Source organism: Mangrovibacillus sp. Mu-81, assembly GCF_036867415.1.
Classification (GTDB): Bacteria; Bacillota; Bacilli; order Bacillales; family Bacillaceae_B; genus Rossellomorea.
The window spans coordinates 113,658-133,496 of record NZ_JBAJHU010000005.1; the positions used below are offsets into that span (position 1 = coordinate 113,658).

The following is a 19,839-nucleotide window of genomic DNA, read 5'->3' on the forward strand; positions in this document are numbered from 1 at the left end:
TCGATTACATTTCAACTGTATATACTTCTAGTATGACCAAATGTTACATGGAATATTGGCGAATGATAGCAAGGGGAGAGACTGTGACATACAGCGCCGAAGGAGCAAACATCTATTGTGTGAATCTCTCAGGCAAAAAGACTCTTGCTGGACGCAGCTCTGGAGAGTGTTTCCTTATGGAAACCACCAAAGAGGAAAGCCGTTGAACCGGTAAACTTTCAGGTGAAAGGACAGAGAAACTTCTTTTGAAAAAGGGGTTTTTCTGTCCTTTTTTCATGCGTACTTGTATGTTTATGGTCAGAGATTTGGAGCAGGAAGATAGCAGAATGAAAGACTTGATGAAAATAAGGGGGAAGTCTGATGGCAGATTTAAAGCAAACACCTCTGTATGAAGTGTACAAAGAATATGGAGGAAAAACGATTGACTTCGGAGGCTGGGCTTTACCGGTTCAATTCTCAAGTATTAAAGAGGAGCACGAAGCGGTCAGAACCCGTGCAGGGCTTTTTGATGTGTCTCATATGGGAGAAATCGAAGTCAAGGGCGAAGGTGCTCTTGGATACTTACAAAAAATGATGACCAATGATGTGTCCAAAATAAAGGACGGCGGTGCTCAATACACAGCCATGTGCTACGATGACGGAGGCACAGTGGACGATCTGCTGGTCTATAAGATAAAAGATAATGACTATTTATTGGTAGTCAATGCAGCGAATATCGAAAAAGATTATGAATGGCTGAAGCAGCACGGTACAGATGGTGTGGAAATCAATAATATCTCGGAGCATATGGCTCAGTTGGCTTTACAGGGGCCGCTTGCAGAAGGTGTACTGCAGAGACTGACAGATAACCATTCTTTAAGCGATATAGGATTCTTTAAATTTCAAACCGAAGTGAATATCAATGGAAGGCACGCCCTTGTCTCCCGCACCGGTTATACGGGCGAAGATGGTTTTGAAATCTACTGTGACGCAAATGATGCAGTGGGCATTTGGAAAGATATCTTACAAGAAGGCGAACAGGATGGGGTTCTTCCTTGTGGTCTGGGTGCAAGGGATACCCTCCGCTTTGAAGCGAATCTTGCATTATATGGACAGGAGCTTTCAACTTCCATTTCTCCGATCGAAGCTGGAATCGGATTTGCAGTTAAAGTGAACAAAGAAACGCCATTCATCGGTCAGGAGGTCCTCAAACAACAGAAAGAGGAGGGTGCTTCAAGGAAAATGGCCGGTATTGAGATGATCGACCGGGGAATCCCTCGCCATGGATATAAAGTATTTTCAGGCGAAGAAGAAATCGGGGAAGTCACCACGGGTACACAATCTCCAACGTTAAAGAAGAATGTCGGGCTGGCTCTATTGAAGAAAGAATTCACTTCATTAGACACAGAAGTCCAGGTGGAAATCAGAGGGAAGAAAGTAAACGCAAAAGTAGTTCCTACACCATTTTATAAGAGAACAAAATAATAGGGAGGAATGACGGTCATGAAGCATCGTTATTTACCGATGACAGAGCAAGATCAACGGGAAATGTTAGACAGCATTGGAGTAAAAAGCATCGACGATTTATTTGAAGATATTCCTGAGAAAGTTCGTTTCAAAGGTGAATACAACATCAAACCTGCAAAGTCAGAAACAGGTCTGGTAAAAGAATTGACTGAAATGGCTGCTAAAAATGCTGATTTGAAAAGTCATACATCCTTCCTTGGAGCAGGAGTATATGATCATTATGCACCGATCATTGTGGATCACGTCTTATCACGTTCGGAATTTTATACGGCTTATACTCCGTATCAGCCTGAAATATCACAAGGGGAACTACAGGCGATCTTTGAGTTCCAGACGATGATCTGCGAGCTGACAGGTATGGATGTCGCGAATTCTTCCATGTACGACGGGGGTACCGCATTGGCCGAGGCGGCAATGCTGAGTGCAGGGCAGACCCGGCGAAAGAAGGTACTAGTCTCAAGTACCGTACATCCTGAATCACGTGATGTATTAAGGATGTACTCGAAAGGGCAGTACATCGATGTCGTGGAAATCCCGCATAATAACGGGGTGACCGATGTGGAAGAGCTTAAGAAGTTAATGAGCAGTGAAATCGCGGCCGTTGTCGTTCAATATCCCAACTTCTTCGGAAGAGTCGAAGAATTAAAGGCGATTGAAGAAGTGGTTCACAATGAGAAAGCGATGTTTGTCGTATCTTCCAATCCGCTTGCTCTGGGTGCCCTCATACCTCCGGGTAAACTTGGTGCTGACATTGTAATCGGGGATGCACAGCCGTTCGGGATCCCTAGTGCTTTCGGAGGACCGCACTGCGGATATTTTGCCGTAAGCAAAAAGCTGATGCGTAAAGTACCGGGCCGTCTGGTCGGTCAAACGGTCGATGAAGAAGGACGAAGAGGATTTGTTTTGACACTGCAGGCACGTGAGCAGCATATCCGCCGTGATAAAGCGACTTCAAATATCTGTTCAAACCAGGCACTGAACGCACTTGCAGCTTCAGTTGCCATGACTGCACTCGGTAAACAGGGTGTGAAAGAGATGGCCATGCAAAATATTCAAAAAGCTCATTATGCAAAAGAAGCATTCAAGAAGAATGGGTTCTCCATTGCATTTGAAGGACCCTCTTTCAATGAGTTCGTCGTGAAAGTGAATGGACCGGTGAAAGAAATCAATAAAAAGCTTCTGGAAAAAGAAATCATCGGCGGTTATGATTTGGGATTTGTCGATGAAAGCATGCAGAATCACATGTTAGTTGCCGTTACTGAACTTCGCAGCAAAGAAGAAATTGATGCATTTGCGAAAGAATTGGGGGGATTGTCATGAATAACAAACAAGATCAGCCTCTTATCTTTGAATTAACTAAAGAAGGACGAGTCGGTTACAGCCTGCCTGAAATGGATGTTCCCGAAGTCGATGTAGCAGAATTGATCCCTTCTGAATATGTCCGTACGGAGGAGCCGCAATTGCCGGAAGTATCGGAGCTGGATATCATGCGCCATTATACAGCGTTATCCAAACGGAACCATGGAGTGGATTCAGGTTTCTATCCGCTGGGATCCTGTACGATGAAATACAATCCAAAGGTGAATGAAAATGTCGCGAGGTTGAATGGCTTCGCCCATATCAATCCGCTACAGGAACCAGAAAGTGTCCAAGGGGCATTGGAATTGATGTATGATCTTCAGGAACACCTGAAAGAAATTACGGGCATGGATGAGGTGACACTCCAGCCTGCTGCCGGTGCACACGGTGAATGGACGGGTCTGATGATGATCCGTGCGTATCATGAAGCGAACGGCGATACGAAACGGACAAAAGTCATCGTTCCCGATTCCGCACACGGTACGAACCCGGCAAGCGCAACCGTCGCGGGCTTTGAAACCATTACAGTGAAATCAGATGAAAATGGTTTGGTCGATCTGGAAGATCTGAAGCGGGTCGTGGGAGAAGACACTGCGGCGCTTATGCTGACGAACCCCAACACACTGGGATTATTTGAAGAAAATATACTCGAGATGGCTGCAATCATCCATGGAGCAGGCGGAAAGCTGTATTATGATGGTGCCAACCTGAATGCGGTATTATCCAAAGCAAGACCTGGCGATATGGGATTTGACGTCGTTCACTTGAATCTTCATAAGACCTTTACAGGTCCTCATGGAGGCGGAGGGCCGGGAAGCGGTCCGGTCGGCGTGAAGGAAGACCTGATCCGGTATCTTCCTAAACCGGTTCTTGTAAAAAATGGCGATCAATTTGAATTTGACTACAATCGTCCCGATTCAATCGGCCGTGTGAAACCTTACTATGGAAACTTCGGCATCAATGTGCGGGCGTATACGTATATCCGTACGATGGGGCCGGATGGACTTAAAGCAGTGACCGAAAATGCCGTCCTAAATGCAAACTATATGATGAGAAGATTGGCTCCGCATTTCGATCTTCCGTATGATCGTCATTGTAAGCATGAATTCGTCATCAGCGGAAAGCGTCAGAAGAAGCTGGGTGTACGCACACTCGATATTGCAAAAAGGCTGCTTGACTTCGGTTATCATCCGCCAACCATCTACTTCCCGTTGAACGTAGAAGAGTGCATGATGATCGAGCCGACTGAAACAGAGTCAAAAGAGACACTGGATTCGTTCATCGATGCCATGATCCAGATAGCAAAAGAAGCAGAAGAAACACCGGAAATCGTCCAGGAAGCACCGCACACCACCATCGTCAAACGAATGGACGAAACCCTTGCAGCAAGAAAACCGATCCTGCGCTACACTCCAGAAGCAGCACAGTAACACTCTAAGGAGTAGAGGTACAGGCGCTCAGTTCACTAAAGAATAAAACAAAGAAAGGATTGCCGCCACGGCAATCCTTTCTTTGTTTTACTTCTTATGCTTAATCTTGCCTGTCCATTTTTTGAATCCGCCTTTTAGCTGATGAAGATCACGGTAGCCCTTGCGGCGAAGCATCTGGGCTGCACGTGCACTTCTCATGCCGCTTTGGCAGTACAAATATACAGGCTGATCATTGCGGATTTCTTTTTGTCTCATTTTCATTTGGGAAAGAGGGATATTGCGGGCACCAAGGATATGACCATTGTCAAACTCATTGGATTCGCGCACATCGATCAGCTGGGCTTTACGGTAACCAGCTTTAAATTCTTCCTCTGTCAATGTATTGACCACTCTTTTTTGATTGAAGTACGTAAAAAGGGAATAAGCGATAATTCCGCCAAGAACGACTAATAGAATAAACAAACCATCCATCTTGCTTTCATGCTCCTTTCTGCAAATGCACTATCTCCTATTATATTCATGATCTACCCCAGAATCAAAAGAAATTTACTATTTACAGAAAAGAGTTTCCAATCTGTTTTTCTTTGTTTTTGCATAAGGATTTGGTAGACTAGTAACGGATTGAATACATAGTGTTTTCAGAAGCTGATAAATAAAAGAGGTATGTAAAATGTCTAAAGAAACGTGGAGATTCATCGATTCAGGCAATTGTTCCCCTTCTTATAATATGGCGCTCGATGAAGCGCTGCTTGATTGGCACAGTGAAGGGAAAATCCCTCCGACGATCCGTTTTTACGGGTGGGATCCTGCAACGCTCTCAGTTGGTTATTTTCAAAAAGTGGAAAAAGAAATCAATATGGCTGCAGTAAAGGAACATGGTCTGGGCTTTGTACGGAGACCGACCGGAGGAAGAGGGGTACTTCACGATGAAGAGCTCACTTACAGTGTCATCGTCTCTGAAGATCATCCGGAAATGCCCAAAACCGTAACTGAAGCATACAGGGTCATTTCAGAAGGGATACTGAAAGGGTTCCAGGGGCTTGGGCTCGAAGCCTACTTTGCCGTTCCGAAAACACCGGAAGAACGGGAAGGATTGAAGAACCCGAGATCTGCAGTCTGTTTCGATGCACCGAGCTGGTATGAATTGGTGGTAGAGGGAAGAAAGGTTGCAGGCAGTGCACAGACCCGTCAAAAAGGGGTCATACTCCAGCACGGATCCATCCTTCTAAATCTGGATGAAGATAAGCTTTTCAGCCTGTTTAAATATCCTTCCGAACGGGTAAAAGAGCGTATGCAAAAAGCGTTCAAAAATAAAGCCGTTGCCATGAATGAGATTTCTTCAGAGAGAGTTACGATGGATATGGCAAGGGAAGCATTTAAGAAAGGTTTTGAAGAAGGATTGAATATCAATCTTGAATCATATATCCTTTCCGAAGAGGAAACACAATATGTAGAAAACCTGGCGAAAACCCGATATGAATCCGATGAGTGGAATTTTAAACGTTAAAAAACTTTTATTAAGAAAAAGCGAGGTGTGTCGCTTTTTTCCTATTTTACCAACGATTCCTGAAGATGAAAGTTTATCAACTCTCAAATTAATAGATTTTCGTTTGAAATAGGAATATTATCTATGGGATTCTTCGGATTTCTATCATTTTCTGCTTATTAGAAGTTTGACAAAAAAATAAATTTCTGACCAATACACAATATATGGTGTGTCGAAAAATATTGGATACACCATATATTGTGTTTATTTATTGATTTTAGAATGAGCATGTGATAACGTATTAATTGCAAATATGAAACAAGCTAAAAGAATATTAATGAATTATTTATGGTAGAAGGAGCTGTCTATATGACTGTTGCGTCGAAAAAAACAATGACACTTGACAAAGAAAGATTGAATCAGGATATTGGATTATTCCCCCGAGTCCATCCTATCACCCCGGATATGAAAACTACACATAAAGGTGTATCCCGCCTGGTAATGATTGACCGTTATTCTTTCAAAGACACTGAAAAGATTACTCTATCAGAAGGCGACTTCGTCGTGTTGACGATCAAAGAAGATCCAAAATTCCCGGCTCGTGGATTAGGCTATATCACATCCATTGATTGGGAAAACAAAAAAGCTGATGTCTGGATCGAAGAGGAATACAGAAGTGCGATTGACAAACAGCAGGAAATCGAAACGGGCACTGTGACACGCACGCTGGATGTCATAGAAAAGCCTCTGGAAGTCTACTATGAACAAATTGCAAAGCGAAACGCAACAGGCTTGGCAGAAGTGGAAGAGACTCCTGAAAAAAAGAAAGAGTGGTTTGAGAAGTTCTATCATGAACTTGTCAATCTGAATTTTGTACCTGCAGGACGTGTGTTATACGGAGCGGGCGCCGGGACGGATGTGACCTACTTCAACTGTTACGTGATGCCATTCGTACAGGATTCCCGTGAAGGGATCTCCGAGCACCGCAAGCAGGTCATGGAAATCATGAGCAGAGGCGGAGGTGTCGGAACGAACGGATCGACCTTACGTCCCCGCAATACCCTGGCAAAAGGAGTCAACGGTAAATCATCGGGATCTGTATCGTGGCTTGATGATATCGCGAAATTGACCCATTTGGTCGAGCAAGGCGGATCAAGACGCGGGGCACAAATGATAATGTTAACAGATTGGCACCCTGACATCATCGAATTCATTATTTCTAAAATGCAGAACCCGCGTATCCTGCGCTATCTGCTTGAGAATACAGAAGACGAGAATATCAAGAAAGCAGCAGAAGATAAGCTGAAATTCACTCCTCTGACAGAGCAGGAAGAAGCGATGTATCAGGGAATTATCAACTATAAACAGATCCCCGGCTATGGTGGATTCAACGAAAAGATCATCAGGAATGCCGAAGAGAAATTACGGACGGGGGGTACATACAGTGTACACAACCCGGAATTCCTGACAGGTGCAAACATCTCTGTCTGTCTGACAAGTGATTTCATGGAGGCAGTAGAAAAAGATGAAGAATATGAACTGCGCTTCCCGGATGTAGAGAGCTATGATGCCGATCAGATGAAATACTACAATGAAGAGTGGCACAATATCGGGGATGTACGCGAGTGGGAAAAGCTTGGTTATAAAGTGAGAACATACAGAAAAATCAAGGCGAAAGAGCTGTGGAACCTGATCAACGTATGTGCAACCTACTCTGCAGAACCGGGAATCTTCTTTATCGATAATGCAAACGATATGACCAACGCTAAAGCATACGGTCAGAAGGTTGTCGCTACAAACCCATGTGGAGAACAACCCCTCGCACCATTTTCAGTCTGTAACCTTGCTGCGGTCAACCTGGCACAATTTGCTGACAAAGAAACAAAAACAGTGGACTTTGAAAAGCTTAAACGCACGGTTGAAGTCGGTGTACGCATGCAGGATAACGTCATCGATGCAACACCTTATTTCCTGGAGGAAAACAAGAAGCAGGCACTGGGTGAACGCCGTGTCGGATTAGGTGTTATGGGTCTTGCGGACCTTCTGATCTACTGTGAAAAAGAATACGGGTCCGAAGAAGGGAACAAGCTGGTGGATGAGGTGTTTGAGGTCATCGCAACGACGGCTTACCGTGCATCAGTGGCACTTTCGAAAGAAAAAGGAAGTTTCCCGTTCCTGACAGGTGACACCGAAGAAGAAACAAACAGATTGAGAAAGGCGTTCATTGAAACTGGTTTCATGAAAAAAATGCCTGAAGATGTACGTGATAGCATCCTGACTAACGGAATCCGCAACTCCCACTTATTGACGGTTGCCCCTACAGGATCAACCGGAACGATGGTCGGGGTATCGACCGGCCTTGAGCCATACTTCTCGTTCACATATTATAGAAGCGGCCGTCTGGGTAAATTCATTGAAGTGAAAGCGGATATAGTGGAAGACTATCTGAAGCGTAATCCGCAAGCTGATGCGAATGACTTGCCGGATTGGTTCATTTCATCAATGAATCTCGCTCCGGAAGCACATGCCGATGTTCAGTGTGTCATCCAGAACTGGATCGACAGCTCCATTTCCAAAACGGTAAATGCCCCTAGAGGATATACCGTGGACGAAGTACAGAAGGTATATGAACGACTTTACAACGGCGGAGCAAAAGGCGGTACCGTTTACGTAGACGGCAGCCGTGACTCGCAGGTTCTCACCCTGAAAGCTGAAGAAAACAGCTTTGACGAAGAAGAGATTCAAGAAGAAGTAAAAACTGAAAAGAAACCGATCGTACTGCTGGACACCATCCAGGATGTACGCTCAACCGATGTGACCATTGGATCTGAAGTTGGAAATACATGCCCCGTCTGCCGGAAAGGCACTGTAAAAGACATGGGCGGCTGTAATACTTGTACCAACTGTGGTGCACAGCTTAAATGCGGATTGTAAATAGATAGTGAAAAAGGAGAGGACCTGTTCCTCTTCTTTTTTTCGTTAGCGGAGGTATCCATCTCACAAGCCCTTCCGCTTTTCATGGCGGTTCGTCTTAGCCACCCGCCTCTGAGCAAAGCCCTTCCGCTTTTCTATTGTCCAGCTCCGGCGGCTAGAGGCTCGAGACATAAGCCATGCCATCCAAAAAGGCAAAAAGCGCCTTTGTGGATGTCCTGTCTTATGCTTGTCGCCTCTGAGCAAGCCGCCTCCGCTTTTCTATTGTCCAGCTCCAGGGCTTAGAGGCACATGTCATAAGCCAAACCGTCCAAGAAGGCAAAGTGCACGCCTTCACGGCCGGTTCGTCTTAGCCACCCGCCTCTGAGCAAAGCCCCTTCGCTTTTCTATTGTCCAGCTCCGGCGGCTAGAGGCTCGAGACATAAGCCATGCCAGCCAAAAAGGCAAAGAGCGCCTTTGTGGCTGTCCTGTCTTATGCTTGTCGCCTCTGGGCAAGCCGCCTCCGCTTTTCTTGTTCTAAATTTCATTGTTACAAATTAAAGATGTATAAACAGCATTGAGGGAGTGGAGCCTGTGGACATCGATGGGGTATTTTCTGGCGGAGGGATCAAAGGGCTCGCCTTGATAGGTGCTTATCAGGCAATTGAAGAAAAAGGGCTGCGGTTTAAGCGTGTGGCCGGTACAAGTGCCGGCGCCATAGTGGCGGCATTCATCGCTGCGGGCTACACGAGCAGTGAATTGAAATCGATCATGGAAGAAATGAATATCAAGAAGCTGCTGGATTCAAACTCCTTGATCCCGATTCCTTTCATTAAATGGTTCAGGATCTATTATCGGTTAGGGATGTACAAAGGTGCAGCTCTCGAAAATTGGATTGAGGGAAAACTTAAAGCAAGGGGGATATATACCTTTGCAGACCTTCCTGAAAAGTCGCTGAGAGTCATCGCATCGGATTTATCGAACGGCAGGCTGCTTGTTTTGCCAGATGACTTAGAAAAATATGGAATATCCCCTGAAACATTTCCGGTTGCCCGTGCCATCAGAATGAGTGCAAGTCTTCCCTATTTTTTTGAACCTGTGAAATTACGTTCGCTTGAAGGAGTCAGTCTAGTAGCAGATGGAGGGATACTCAGTAACTTCCCTATGTGGTTGTTTGACAGAGAAAACATTAAAAAAGTCCGTCCTGTTATAGGGGTGAAATTGAGTCATAACTTAATTGAACGCCCCAAGCATAAAGTAGATAACGCCATCGAATTATACACCGCTCTCTTTCAGACGATGAAAGATGCGCACGATTCCAGATATATTTCCAGAAAGCATGCTAAAAACATCATCTTCATACCGACTGAAGGTGTTCTGACAACAGAATTTGAACTGTCTAAAGAAAAAAAGAGTGAATTGATTCAAATGGGGAAATTTCAGGGAGAAACTTTTCTGCAAAAATGGACGTACTAAGATAATAAAAAAAACAATCGGGCCACCTTAAAACGATGCCCGATTGTTTTTTTTATTTTTCTTTCCTTCAATAACCGTTAAATTTGCATTGGATTTTTTTCGGGTGGAGCGCTTTTTTGACAGTGGAGAGACAGTGGATTTCTGTGTCTTGACAGTCGATTTTTTCTTTAATCTCTTTTTGGATTGTTTGGCTGCTTTAAGAAACGCTCTCTGGTCATTGCTTCCAGCGCCGTTTCTATGGCTGAACCATCGACGGTAAATAAAGAAAATGATGCCGATAACGGCGGCAGTGACAAGTATGTTGCGAAGAAGTCCAAGCGGATTTCCTATTAGCCAAGATCCCAAGCCTACGAATGCTAAAACGATCAAAGTGAAAACCATGATATTGCGAGCGTTCAACAAAGCCACCTCCTAACGATTCAATCAGTCTTAAAACTATATATGATTATTTTAGACAATTGGGATTCATTTTAATCGTGAATTGAATAGATTTTAATGGGGTGAAGGTTTTTTATGGGTATAGTAAACATATTCACTTAAACATATTTCACTAAACCTTCCAAAAGGAACATTTAAATTTATTTTCCTTACTTTGTATATTACTAAAAATTCTCAAAAAGAGCCAGACTGCGGGATCAAAATTCATGAAATGAATTTATTAATAAAAGGAATTATATGCAAGTGTTTGATCGAACTGGACATACTATGAACGGAGGTGTTCAAGATGTCCGAACAGAAAAGACATAATGAAAAAAAGGAAAAAGGTGACCAGAGCGACCCCGCACTTGAACAGAATCAAAGCGAGAAGCCGATGTCATTCGTTATGATGGTGATGCTTACCGGATTTATCGGCGGCTTATTATGGACCGCGATCGCATATCTTTGTTATTATTTTTCCTTTACGAAAATAGAACCTAATATCATTTTCGAACCTTGGGCAGTGGGGGATTGGTCAGACCGCTGGATTGGTATTGCCCTCTCAATATTGGCATATGGAATCATTTCCATCGGGGTCGCACTCGTCTATTATGCGGTCTTAAGGAAATTAAAGTCGATGTGGGTAGGGGCGGGTTATGGTGTCTTGTTATTTTTAGTTGTATTCATATTGTTGAAGCCATTATTTCCAAGTATGAAATCCTTGACAGCCATCGATTACCATACGTTGATCACAACATTATGCATCTATGTTTTGTATGGTGTCTTCATCGGTTATTCCATCTCTTACGAAGAAAATGAACTCAGACATCAGGAACAGAAAGAAAAGTCCGGGGAAGTTGTTCCTTGACCGCCTTGTTATCAGATAATTTAGTAGTTATAGGTAAATGGTTTATGTTAGAATGTTCATGTTGAACATTCTATTTTTTTAGGGGTTAAATATGAAAAAAATATTATTATTAAACGGTCCGAATTTAAACAGATTAGGAAAGCGTGAACCTGAAATTTATGGTCACACCACCCTTAAGGAATTGGAAACAAAACTGAAGGAAAAAGCAGAAGGAAAAGGCTATCAGTTACTCTCGGCTCAATCGAATCATGAGGGGGAGTTAATTGATCATATCCATAAAGCTGAGGACGAGGGGTATGAAGGTATCATCCTGAATCCGGGTGCATACACCCATTACTCCTATGCTTTAAGAGATGGAGTCGCCTCCGTATCAGTTCCCGTTGTTGAGATTCATATCTCGAATATTCATCAGCGTGAAAGTTTCAGGCACCATTCCGTCATTGCAGCGGAAACAATAGGTCAAATCGTCGGAATGGGACTTTACGGGTATGAACTGGCCATGGATGCAATCATTAATTACATACAAGGGAGAGTGTAAGGGGATGAAGATCGAACGATTACGCAATACGTTTTCTGAAAGCGGTATAGATGGGATGTTGATTACAAGCACGTACAACCGTCGTTATATGACAAATTTCACTGGTTCTGCAGGTGTCGTCCTTATATCACAGGATAAGGCATTGTTCATCACCGATTTCCGGTATACTGAGCAGGCGGCTGAGCAGGCAGCGGAGTATGAAATTGTCCAGCATACCGGTCCCATTCAGGAAGAAGTCGCAAAGCGGATACAGGAATTAGGAATAAAAAAGCTTGGTTTTGAAAAAAATTACATGACATACAGTGGGTTTGAAAGCTATCAGAAGGTATTGGATGCAGAACTAGTGCCTGTGGCAGGCACGATTGAAAAGTTACGCTTGATTAAGACACCTGAAGAGCTTAAGATAATTAAGGATGCAGCAGACATCGCGGATGCGGCATTCAAACATATATTAGATTATATCAAACCGGGTGTTACAGAGCTTGAAGTATCGAACGAATTAGAATTCTTCATGAGAAAAGCAGGTGCCGCTTCTTCCTCATTCGATATCATCGTGGCTTCTGGAGTCCGCTCTGCCCTGCCTCATGGAGTCGCCAGTGATAAAGTCATCGAAAAAGGCGATTTTGTAACATTGGATTATGGTGCATACTATAAAGGATATTGTTCTGATATGACACGTACATTATCAGTAGGGGAACCAAGTGAGAAACTGAAGGAAATTTATGATGTTGTCCTTCAATCCCAGCTTCTCGCCATGGAACAGATCAAGCCTGGAATGACAGGGAAAGAGGCAGATGCCATTTCAAGGGATTACATAACAGAAAAAGGGTACGGCGAGTGCTTCGGACATTCTTTGGGGCATGGAATCGGACTTGAAGTTCATGAGGGTCCCGGTCTTTCTTTCCGTTCAGAGGTAGTGCTTGAGCCTGGTATGATTGTAACGGTTGAACCGGGAGTGTATGTACCTGGAATAGGTGGTGTGCGTATCGAAGACGATACTCTGATCACCGGGGATTCCAATGAGACATTGACTCACTCAACGAAAGATCTAATCATTCTACCATTTTAGTCCTTTCACCAGGGCTGATTGATATTAGGAGGAACAAAAATGATTTCAGTAAATGATTTTCGAACAGGTTTAACGATCGAAGTGGATAATGGAATTTGGAGAGTCATGGATTTCCAGCATGTTAAACCGGGAAAAGGAGCAGCATTCGTCCGCTCCAAACTTCGTAATCTTCGTACTGGGGCAGTGCAGGAAAAGACTTTCCGTGCCGGAGAAAAAGTAGCGAAGGCTCAAATTGATAATCGCAGAATGCAGTATCTTTATGCTAACGGCGACATGCATGTATTCATGGATAATGAAAGCTATGAGCAAATTGAATTGCCTGCTGCTTCCATTGAATATGAGTTGAAATTCTTGAAGGAAAACATGGAAGTGCAAATCATGATGTATGAAGGAGAGACTCTTGGAGTAGAACTTCCGAATACAGTTGAATTGGCTGTAACCGAAACTGAACCTGGAATCAAAGGGGACACAGCGTCGGGCGGATCGAAACCTGCAACAGTCGAAACAGGGTTGGTCGTTAATGTACCTTTCTTCGTAAACGAAGGAGATACCCTGGTCGTCAATACGACTGACGGGTCATACGTATCCCGCGGCTGATAACAAATTAATAACAAAACCTAAAGCCTAAACAGATATGGAGTCTGTTTAGGCTTTTTTGTGTTTTTCTCCCTTACATCCCTCTAAATCCGCCATGAAGGGCTTTGAATTCTGTGTCATATTCTATTTTCATGAGAATACATTGTATTAACTGGGGCTTGTACGCTGGTTATGCCAGTCAACACCAAGTCCCGTGGAAATAGAAGAGGAGGTACTTATGATGCAAGAAGTTCTAGCCCTGCTACCCAGCACTATATCTGAAAGAATCCTTTCCCTTCCACAAAATGTTCTGGATACAACCGAAGAAATCAGAGTCCGTACAAACAGAGTATTGGAAGTCACGGCAAGGGGAAAACCCTATTTCCTTTCATATACTGTAACACCGGAAGACTCTGAACAACTCATCAATAAACTTTCCCACCATTCCTTTTATACCCTTGAGGAAGAGCTCAAAAGAGGGTATATCACGATAGATGGCGGACATAGAGTCGGTTTGGCCGGAAAGGTCATCTTGGAGGCGGGCGCGGTGAAGGGGATACGTCATCTCGCTTCATTTAATATCCGCATCGCCAGGCAAAAAATCGGAATTGCTGCCCCCCTCCTGCCCTACGTATTTGATGGGGACTGGAAGCACACGATGATCATTGGTTCTCCGCAAACAGGAAAAACCACGTTGTTAAGGGATCTGGCGAGAATCATTTCAACAGGTGATCCAGTAAACAATATCCCGCCTCATAAAGTGGGAATCGTAGATGAGCGTTCCGAAATCGCAGGCTGTGTAAACGGGGTGCCGCAGCTTTTGTTCGGACCAAGAGTCGACGTCCTGGATGCATGCCCCAAGGCTGAAGGGATGATGATGCTGATACGTTCCATGAGTCCCGACGTACTGATTATCGATGAGATAGGCCGTGCGGAGGACGGGCAGGCCATACAGGAAGCGGTTAATGCAGGCATAACGTTGATCATGACTACCCACGGGGCTTCATTGTCTGAAGTGAAAAAAAGACCAGTGATCAGCGAAATTATCACGATGCAAAGTATTGAACGGTACATCGAACTTAAAAGGGACAATTATCCTGGACAAGTCTCGAAAGTGTGGAATGAGCAAGGACAATCTCTACTGAATAAAGTGAGCGTGACGTAAATGATCAAAATTATAGGTGCGATCTTCATTCTACTCTCTACATCATGGGCCGGGTTTGAAGTTTCGAAATATCTGACGGAAAGGCCGAGGCAGCTGCGGATGCTGAAAGTGGCGCTTCAATCCCTCGAAGCTGAAATCACCTACAGTCATACACCGCTTCATGAAGCGACAAGAAAAATATCCAAGCAGCTTCAAAAACCGGTCTCGTGGTTTTTTGAGAATTTTTCAAAGAAATTGACCGAACAGGAAATATCAGTAAAGAAAGCATGGGAAGACAGCCTGGATGAAGTGTGGAAACTGACTGCCTTTAAGTCAGGGGAATTTGAAATCCTGAAGCAGTTTGGCGAAAATCTGGGCAAACATGATTTAATCACGCAGCAAAAACACATCCACCTCGCACTGAAACACCTGGAAAGAGAAGAAACTGAAGCAGTGGAAAGGCAAAGGAAATATGAAAAAATGACGAAAAGTCTCGGATTTTTATCTGGCCTTCTTCTTATCATCCTGCTGCTTTAAGGTGATATGAGATAAAGCCTGACGGACTTCTGTCCGCGGGTAACCCACTATGTGCGATTTAAGAACTCAGGAGGGAAAATTATGGGAATCGATGTGGATATTATTTTCAAAATAGCAGGCGTGGGTATTGTCGTCGCCTTTTTGCATACCATCTTGGATCAGGTGGGGAAAAAAGAATACGCACAATGGGTCACACTATTTGGCTTTATCTATATTCTCTTTATGGTCGCATCCATCGTTGATGATTTGTTTCAAAAGATTAAATCGGTGTTTTTATTTCAAGGATAAAGGGGGAGTCAGCGATTGAGATCATCCAAATTGTCGGTATCGCCCTTGTATCCACCTTTCTTGCATTAATCGTCAAAGAACAAAAACCGAACTTTGCGTTCTTGCTGATCGTATTTGTCGGTTGTTCGATTTTTATCTTTTTGATCGATCAGATATATACCATTATCCACATGCTGGAGAAGCTTGCCGCAAATGCAAATGTAAACCTTGTCTATGTGGAAACGATCCTGAAAATAATCGGCATCGCCTACATAGCTGAGTTTGCTTCTCATATCACGAAAGATGCGGGGCAGGGCGCAATTGCCGCCAAGGTGGAGCTGGCAGGTAAGATATTGATTTTGGCGATGGCTGTGCCGATCCTGACCGTGATTATTGAAACGATCATCAATATGATTCCAACCGGATAAAGAGAGGATGAAGAGGTGGGGAAATTGCAGCAATTAAATCGGATACTCGTCTTAGCACTGCTTTTCATTTTCATGGGGACTTCTGTCGGACAAGCCGAAGGGAATGAAGAAAGGGAGGATCCCGGTTTGCAGCAGCAGGTCATCAACCAGCAGCTGGAAGACCTGGGAATCGACGAATTGAAAAGCTTTTGGACAAGCATCGTGGATGAATACGGAGGATTCCTGCCTGAGAGTCAAAAGGGCAGTTTAATGGATTTTATAAAAGGAGAGAAAGAATTTTCCTTGAAAGCGTGGTTCAGCGGCGTGCTTAAATTTGCGTTCCAGGAGTTGGTCATGAACGGCAAGTTGTTAGGAACATTGATCCTGCTCACGATTTTAAGTATGTTTCTGCAATCCCTTCAAAATGCATTTGAAGGCGGAAACGTCAGCAAAGTGGCTTACGGGATCATCTTTATGGTCCTGATCATCATCGCATTGAACAGTTTTCATGTAGCAATCGATTACACGCAGGAAGCGATATCGACCATGATCAATTTCATTATCGCACTCATTCCACTTTTGCTTGCGTTGATTGCAGCGTCCGGGGGAATGGTATCCGCGGCATTCTTTCATCCGGTCATCCTGTTCCTGATGAACACAAGCGGACTGCTGATTCAGAATGTCGTCCTTCCGCTCTTATTCCTTTCCGCTCTATTGAGCATCGTCAGCACTTTGTCACCGCATTATAAAGTGACCCAGCTTGCACAGCTGCTGCGGACTTGGAGTATAGGGCTTTTGGGGGCTTTCATGACTGTGTTTCTCGGAGTCATCTCGGTCCAGGGCGCGACGGCAGCCGTCACCGACGGTCTTACGATCCGAACAGCTAAATTCATCACCGGTAATTTCGTGCCTGTCATAGGCAGGATGTTTACTGATGCGGCGGATACAGTCATCAGTGCCTCGGTGCTATTAAAGAATACTGTGGGAATTGCAGGTGTAGCGATCGTACTGATCATTGCAGCATTTCCCGCGATAAAAATCCTCATGATCGCCTTCATCTACAAACTGGCTGCAGCTCTTCTTCAGCCTCTTGGCGGAGGACCGGTCATTGAGTGTCTCGATACGATTGCGAAAAGTGTCATTTATGTGTTTGCAGCACTGGCGATTGTATCATTCATGTTCTTCTTGAGCATTACCGTCATCATTGCAGCGGGCAATATTACGATGATGGTTCGATGAAGGAGGAGTAGAGATGTCATTTCTAACCGAATGGATCACCAATATTATCGTCTTTGTCCTCTTGGCAACCGTCATCGACATGCTTCTTCCAAGTTCAAATATGCAAAAATACGTAAAAATCGTCACGGGGTTACTACTGATCACCATCATCCTCACGCCCTTATTAAAACTGATGACTTCTGATGTGGATAACGTCCTGGATTCGTTTCGAATAAATGGGAATTCTCAAAGTGATTCAGTAGAAAATTTGATTGAAATGAAGAAAAAAGAAATACAAGCCTCACAACGTGCATATATTTTAGAACAGATGGCTGTCCAAATGAAACAACAAGCTGAAAAGGAGTTGATGGAGAAAAGCGGAAAAGTCATTGAGAAGGTAAATATCGCAGCAGACGATTTGGAAAACATCCCAGACAGCATCACAGAAGTGACGGTGTATCTCTCTTCCAAAAAAGAAGAAAGTGCAATTGAAGCCGTCCAAAATGTGGAGATCGATACGGGAGAAAAAACAAGAGTAGAGAAGACAGATGAACATGTGTCCCAAGTGACCTCCTTACTAGCAGAACGATGGAATCTTTCACCGGACAAAATAATCATAGCCGAAGGAGGGGCAGGTAGCGAAAATGAACTTTAGCAAAGGACCCGTAAATCTAATTAAAGAATGGCTCTCAAAAGAAAATGCCCAATCACCTCCCGAAAACAAAAAAGGAAAGAAGCTTCAATACTTTCTGATCGTCCTCCTCTTGGGGGTTGCCTTCATGCTGATCAGCGATCTATGGAAAAAAGAACCCAGTGTAGCGGTTGATCAGACTTTTCAGGAAGAGACGAATGAAGATGCACCAGCATTTGGAACAAATAAACAAAAAGACTCTTCGATGCGTAGTTATGAAGATCAGTATGAAAATCAGCTGAAAGAAGCACTTGATCAAATCGTGGGAGTCAGCGACGCGCACGTGGTAGTCAATATCGAAGCCTCAGAGCAGAAAGTGTATGAGAAAAATGAAAACACTCAGTCCCAGAGTACAAGTGAAGAAGACAAAGAAGGCGGTAAGCGGTCCATTGAAGAAAAGTCCAGCGAGGAAGAGATGGTCATCATTCAGGACGGCGAAAAAGAAGTCCCCGTCATCAGCGAGACAAGAAAACCTAAAGTCAGCGGAGTCCTTGTAGTAGCTAAGGGAGCCGATAACATACAAATCAAAAAATGGATATTGGAAGCTGTTACCCGTGTCCTGGACGTTCCGGTCCACAGGGTATCAGTTCTACCTAAAGATTAAGGGGGAAATAATAGATGTTATTGAAAAAACAAACAGTTTGGCTATTGACGATGTTAAGTCTTGTGATCGTGTTATCAGTATATTACATCACTTCACCTACTCAACAGGTTTCAGACCTGGCAGCCGAGCAGAACGAAGGCGGCAAGCAGGCAAAAGAAGGGGATAACAAAGAAACGATGTCAAACGGTGAAGTAGAAGTCGTTACGGATTCAGCAGGGAATGAAGAGTTTGAAGCGATGAGAATGGAAGTGGAAGATCAGCGTGCCCAACTCCGCGAAGAACTTGAAGCGAAAGTCGGAGATTCTGAGTTATCTGCAGAAGATAAGAGTGCAGCATATGAGCAAATGGAAAATCTTCGCGAACTAGCCATGACAGAATCGGTTCTTGAAACCACAATCAAGACAATCGGGTATGACGATGCTCTTGTCAGAGCAAACGGGGATAGCATCCGTATCACCGTCAAAACCGATAAAGAGCATACAACTGCAAATGCCAACGAAATCATCCGGCTGGTCATGAGCGAAGTAGGAAACGTCAAGCCTGTAGCCGTAGAATTCCAGCCGGCAAACTAATTGAATAAAGAATGACAGCCCTTTAGATAATGAGGGGCTGTCTATTTTTTTTGCCATCAATCAACACTTTCAGACAAAATTCCTTTTCTATTATTTTATTTTTTTAAATAAAAGAGCTAAAATAGAAGAGGAGCTTGTATGCGCTTAATAGTGTGATTCGAAACACATATTGAATTTATACAAGGTATTATCGTATGATATTAGTAGCTAGTCATAATTAGTCAAACTATTAGAGGGGTGTCCAAAGTGTTAAAAATTCAAGAGATTCGTGAAATTATAAAGCTCGTTGATCAATCCAGCGTGGATGAGTTTTCATATGAGTATGAAGGATCAAAAATCGAACTGAAGAAGAATTCCGGTTTACAAGCACCGGTACCGCAATTCGTCCAGTCTCATGAAGAAGTGAAGCAGCCTGCTCAGCAGGCGGTTCAGCAAGCACCTGCTACGGTTCAGACAGAAGCAGCGCCTGTGGCAGAGGAAAACAAGCCAGCTGAATCAAAAGCAGATGATTCAAACCTACATAAAATTACGTCCCCTATGGTCGGGACGTTCTATCAATCTTCTTCACCGGATACCGATGCCTATGTAAAAGCGGGCTCCAAAGTCGACGACAGCTCGGTTGTCTGTATCGTGGAAGCTATGAAGCTGTTCAACGAAATTGAAGCGGAAGTAAAAGGTGAAATTGTAGAAATTCTAGTGAAAGACGGTCAGTTAGTTGAATATGGACAGCCGTTATTCTTAGTCAAACCTGAATAAGGAGCGAT

Annotated in this window: 21 protein-coding genes and 2 riboswitches; of the genes, 19 read left to right on the plus strand and 2 right to left on the minus strand. The window is 43.8% G+C overall.

Annotated elements, in window-relative coordinates; all coding sequences use genetic code 11:
* Positions 1 to 62: 62 nt before the first annotated feature.
* Positions 63 to 154, plus strand: a riboswitch (glycine riboswitch).
* Positions 155 to 157: 3 nt separating this feature from the next.
* Positions 158 to 236, plus strand: a riboswitch (glycine riboswitch).
* 124 nt (positions 237 to 360) lie between these two features.
* Genes gcvT through gcvPB form a run of 3 tightly spaced genes read left to right on the plus strand, consistent with a single transcriptional unit; the run spans position 361 to position 4,295 of the window.
* Positions 361 to 1,464, plus strand: a complete 1,104-nt coding sequence (gene gcvT, locus V6B33_RS12695) for a glycine cleavage system aminomethyltransferase GcvT (protein ID WP_334218115.1) — start codon at positions 361 to 363, stop codon at positions 1,462 to 1,464.
* Positions 1,465 to 1,482: 18 nt separating this feature from the next.
* Complete coding sequence (gcvPA, locus tag V6B33_RS12700; RefSeq protein WP_334218116.1) at positions 1,483 to 2,826, plus strand: aminomethyl-transferring glycine dehydrogenase subunit GcvPA; 1,344 nt, start codon at positions 1,483 to 1,485, stop codon at positions 2,824 to 2,826.
* Positions 2,823 to 4,295 carry an aminomethyl-transferring glycine dehydrogenase subunit GcvPB gene (gene gcvPB, locus V6B33_RS12705; protein ID WP_334218117.1) on the plus strand — a complete coding sequence of 491 codons (1,473 nt, stop codon included), beginning with the start codon at positions 2,823 to 2,825 and terminating at the stop codon, positions 4,293 to 4,295. The genes gcvPA and gcvPB overlap by 4 nt, the downstream gene beginning before the upstream one ends.
* Before the next feature lie 87 nt (positions 4,296 to 4,382).
* Here gcvPB and V6B33_RS12710 read toward each other — a convergent pair whose 3' ends face one another.
* Complete coding sequence (locus V6B33_RS12710; RefSeq protein WP_442915523.1) at positions 4,383 to 4,766, minus strand: rhodanese-like domain-containing protein; 384 nt, start codon at positions 4,764 to 4,766, stop codon at positions 4,383 to 4,385.
* Positions 4,767 to 4,965: 199 nt separating this feature from the next.
* Here V6B33_RS12710 and V6B33_RS12715 point away from each other — a divergent pair, with 199 nt between their 5' ends.
* From V6B33_RS12715 to V6B33_RS12725, 3 genes are all read left to right on the plus strand, one after another.
* Positions 4,966 to 5,802, plus strand: coding sequence for a lipoate--protein ligase family protein (locus V6B33_RS12715; protein ID WP_334218118.1), 837 nt, complete (start codon positions 4,966 to 4,968; stop codon positions 5,800 to 5,802).
* A 348-nt stretch (positions 5,803 to 6,150) separates the two neighbouring features.
* On the plus strand, positions 6,151 to 8,715 hold the full coding sequence (locus V6B33_RS12720) for a vitamin B12-dependent ribonucleotide reductase (protein ID WP_334218119.1): 2,565 nt from the start codon (positions 6,151 to 6,153) through the stop codon (positions 8,713 to 8,715).
* A 570-nt stretch (positions 8,716 to 9,285) separates the two neighbouring features.
* Entirely contained in the window at positions 9,286 to 10,167 is an 882-nt protein-coding gene (locus V6B33_RS12725) for a patatin-like phospholipase family protein (protein ID WP_334218120.1), read from the plus strand.
* A 27-nt stretch (positions 10,168 to 10,194) separates the two neighbouring features.
* Here V6B33_RS12725 and V6B33_RS12730 read toward each other — a convergent pair whose 3' ends face one another.
* Positions 10,195 to 10,575, minus strand: a complete 381-nt coding sequence (locus V6B33_RS12730; RefSeq protein ID WP_334218121.1) for an SA1362 family protein — start codon at positions 10,573 to 10,575, stop codon at positions 10,195 to 10,197.
* Between the two features lie 316 nt (positions 10,576 to 10,891).
* Here V6B33_RS12730 and V6B33_RS12735 point away from each other — a divergent pair, with 316 nt between their 5' ends.
* From V6B33_RS12735 to accB, 13 genes are all read left to right on the plus strand, one after another.
* Complete coding sequence (locus tag V6B33_RS12735) at positions 10,892 to 11,452, plus strand: YqhR family membrane protein (RefSeq protein ID WP_334218122.1); 561 nt, start codon at positions 10,892 to 10,894, stop codon at positions 11,450 to 11,452.
* Between the two features lie 91 nt (positions 11,453 to 11,543).
* Positions 11,544 to 11,990, plus strand: coding sequence for a type II 3-dehydroquinate dehydratase (gene aroQ / locus V6B33_RS12740; RefSeq protein ID WP_334218123.1), 447 nt, complete (start codon positions 11,544 to 11,546; stop codon positions 11,988 to 11,990).
* A 4-nt stretch (positions 11,991 to 11,994) separates the two neighbouring features.
* Positions 11,995 to 13,059 carry a M24 family metallopeptidase gene (locus tag V6B33_RS12745; RefSeq protein WP_334218124.1) on the plus strand — a complete coding sequence of 355 codons (1,065 nt, stop codon included), beginning with the start codon at positions 11,995 to 11,997 and terminating at the stop codon, positions 13,057 to 13,059.
* Between the two features lie 39 nt (positions 13,060 to 13,098).
* Positions 13,099 to 13,656 carry an elongation factor P gene (gene efp / locus V6B33_RS12750; RefSeq protein WP_334218125.1) on the plus strand — a complete coding sequence of 186 codons (558 nt, stop codon included), beginning with the start codon at positions 13,099 to 13,101 and terminating at the stop codon, positions 13,654 to 13,656.
* A 220-nt stretch (positions 13,657 to 13,876) separates the two neighbouring features.
* Positions 13,877 to 14,800: a stage III sporulation protein AA gene (spoIIIAA, locus tag V6B33_RS12755; RefSeq protein ID WP_334218248.1), complete on the plus strand. Its 924-nt coding sequence runs from the start codon at positions 13,877 to 13,879 to the stop codon at positions 14,798 to 14,800.
* On the plus strand, positions 14,801 to 15,316 hold the full coding sequence (gene spoIIIAB / locus V6B33_RS12760) for a stage III sporulation protein SpoIIIAB (RefSeq protein ID WP_334218126.1): 516 nt from the start codon (positions 14,801 to 14,803) through the stop codon (positions 15,314 to 15,316). It abuts the gene before it with no gap.
* Between the two features lie 81 nt (positions 15,317 to 15,397).
* The gene (spoIIIAC, locus tag V6B33_RS12765) at positions 15,398 to 15,604 is read left to right on the plus strand and encodes a stage III sporulation protein AC (RefSeq protein ID WP_006838772.1); all 207 of its coding nucleotides are present in this window, start codon (positions 15,398 to 15,400) and stop codon (positions 15,602 to 15,604) included.
* Between the two features lie 14 nt (positions 15,605 to 15,618).
* Entirely contained in the window at positions 15,619 to 16,011 is a 393-nt protein-coding gene (spoIIIAD, locus tag V6B33_RS12770) for a stage III sporulation protein AD (RefSeq protein ID WP_334218249.1), read from the plus strand.
* A gap of 24 nt (positions 16,012 to 16,035) precedes the next feature.
* The gene (gene spoIIIAE, locus V6B33_RS12775; RefSeq protein ID WP_334218127.1) at positions 16,036 to 17,229 is read left to right on the plus strand and encodes a stage III sporulation protein AE; all 1,194 of its coding nucleotides are present in this window, start codon (positions 16,036 to 16,038) and stop codon (positions 17,227 to 17,229) included.
* 13 nt (positions 17,230 to 17,242) lie between these two features.
* Positions 17,243 to 17,863, plus strand: a complete 621-nt coding sequence (gene spoIIIAF, locus V6B33_RS12780) for a stage III sporulation protein AF (protein WP_334218128.1) — start codon at positions 17,243 to 17,245, stop codon at positions 17,861 to 17,863.
* Positions 17,853 to 18,503, plus strand: coding sequence for a stage III sporulation protein AG (gene spoIIIAG / locus V6B33_RS12785; RefSeq protein ID WP_334218129.1), 651 nt, complete (start codon positions 17,853 to 17,855; stop codon positions 18,501 to 18,503). The genes spoIIIAF and spoIIIAG overlap by 11 nt, the downstream gene beginning before the upstream one ends.
* A gap of 14 nt (positions 18,504 to 18,517) precedes the next feature.
* The gene (locus V6B33_RS12790; RefSeq protein ID WP_334218130.1) at positions 18,518 to 19,075 is read left to right on the plus strand and encodes a SpoIIIAH-like family protein; all 558 of its coding nucleotides are present in this window, start codon (positions 18,518 to 18,520) and stop codon (positions 19,073 to 19,075) included.
* Between the two features lie 246 nt (positions 19,076 to 19,321).
* Positions 19,322 to 19,831, plus strand: coding sequence for an acetyl-CoA carboxylase biotin carboxyl carrier protein (gene accB, locus V6B33_RS12795; protein ID WP_334218131.1), 510 nt, complete (start codon positions 19,322 to 19,324; stop codon positions 19,829 to 19,831).
* Positions 19,832 to 19,839: the final 8 nt, after the last annotated feature.

Coding starts and splice junctions, on each gene's coding strand:
- gcvT (WP_334218115.1), top strand. CDS start 361: ATGGCAGATTTAAAGCAAACACCTCTGTATGAAGTGTACAAAGAATAT.
- gcvPA (WP_334218116.1), top strand. CDS start 1,483: ATGAAGCATCGTTATTTACCGATGACAGAGCAAGATCAACGGGAAATG.
- gcvPB (WP_334218117.1), top strand. CDS start 2,823: ATGAATAACAAACAAGATCAGCCTCTTATCTTTGAATTAACTAAAGAA.
- V6B33_RS12710 (WP_442915523.1), bottom strand. CDS start 4,766: ATGGATGGTTTGTTTATTCTATTAGTCGTTCTTGGCGGAATTATCGCT.
- V6B33_RS12715 (WP_334218118.1), top strand. CDS start 4,966: ATGTCTAAAGAAACGTGGAGATTCATCGATTCAGGCAATTGTTCCCCT.
- V6B33_RS12720 (WP_334218119.1), top strand. CDS start 6,151: ATGACTGTTGCGTCGAAAAAAACAATGACACTTGACAAAGAAAGATTG.
- V6B33_RS12735 (WP_334218122.1), top strand. CDS start 10,892: ATGTCCGAACAGAAAAGACATAATGAAAAAAAGGAAAAAGGTGACCAG.
- aroQ (WP_334218123.1), top strand. CDS start 11,544: ATGAAAAAAATATTATTATTAAACGGTCCGAATTTAAACAGATTAGGA.
- V6B33_RS12745 (WP_334218124.1), top strand. CDS start 11,995: ATGAAGATCGAACGATTACGCAATACGTTTTCTGAAAGCGGTATAGAT.
- efp (WP_334218125.1), top strand. CDS start 13,099: ATGATTTCAGTAAATGATTTTCGAACAGGTTTAACGATCGAAGTGGAT.
- spoIIIAA (WP_334218248.1), top strand. CDS start 13,877: ATGCAAGAAGTTCTAGCCCTGCTACCCAGCACTATATCTGAAAGAATC.
- spoIIIAB (WP_334218126.1), top strand. CDS start 14,801: ATGATCAAAATTATAGGTGCGATCTTCATTCTACTCTCTACATCATGG.
- spoIIIAC (WP_006838772.1), top strand. CDS start 15,398: ATGGGAATCGATGTGGATATTATTTTCAAAATAGCAGGCGTGGGTATT.
- spoIIIAF (WP_334218128.1), top strand. CDS start 17,243: ATGTCATTTCTAACCGAATGGATCACCAATATTATCGTCTTTGTCCTC.
- spoIIIAG (WP_334218129.1), top strand. CDS start 17,853: ATGAACTTTAGCAAAGGACCCGTAAATCTAATTAAAGAATGGCTCTCA.
- V6B33_RS12790 (WP_334218130.1), top strand. CDS start 18,518: ATGTTATTGAAAAAACAAACAGTTTGGCTATTGACGATGTTAAGTCTT.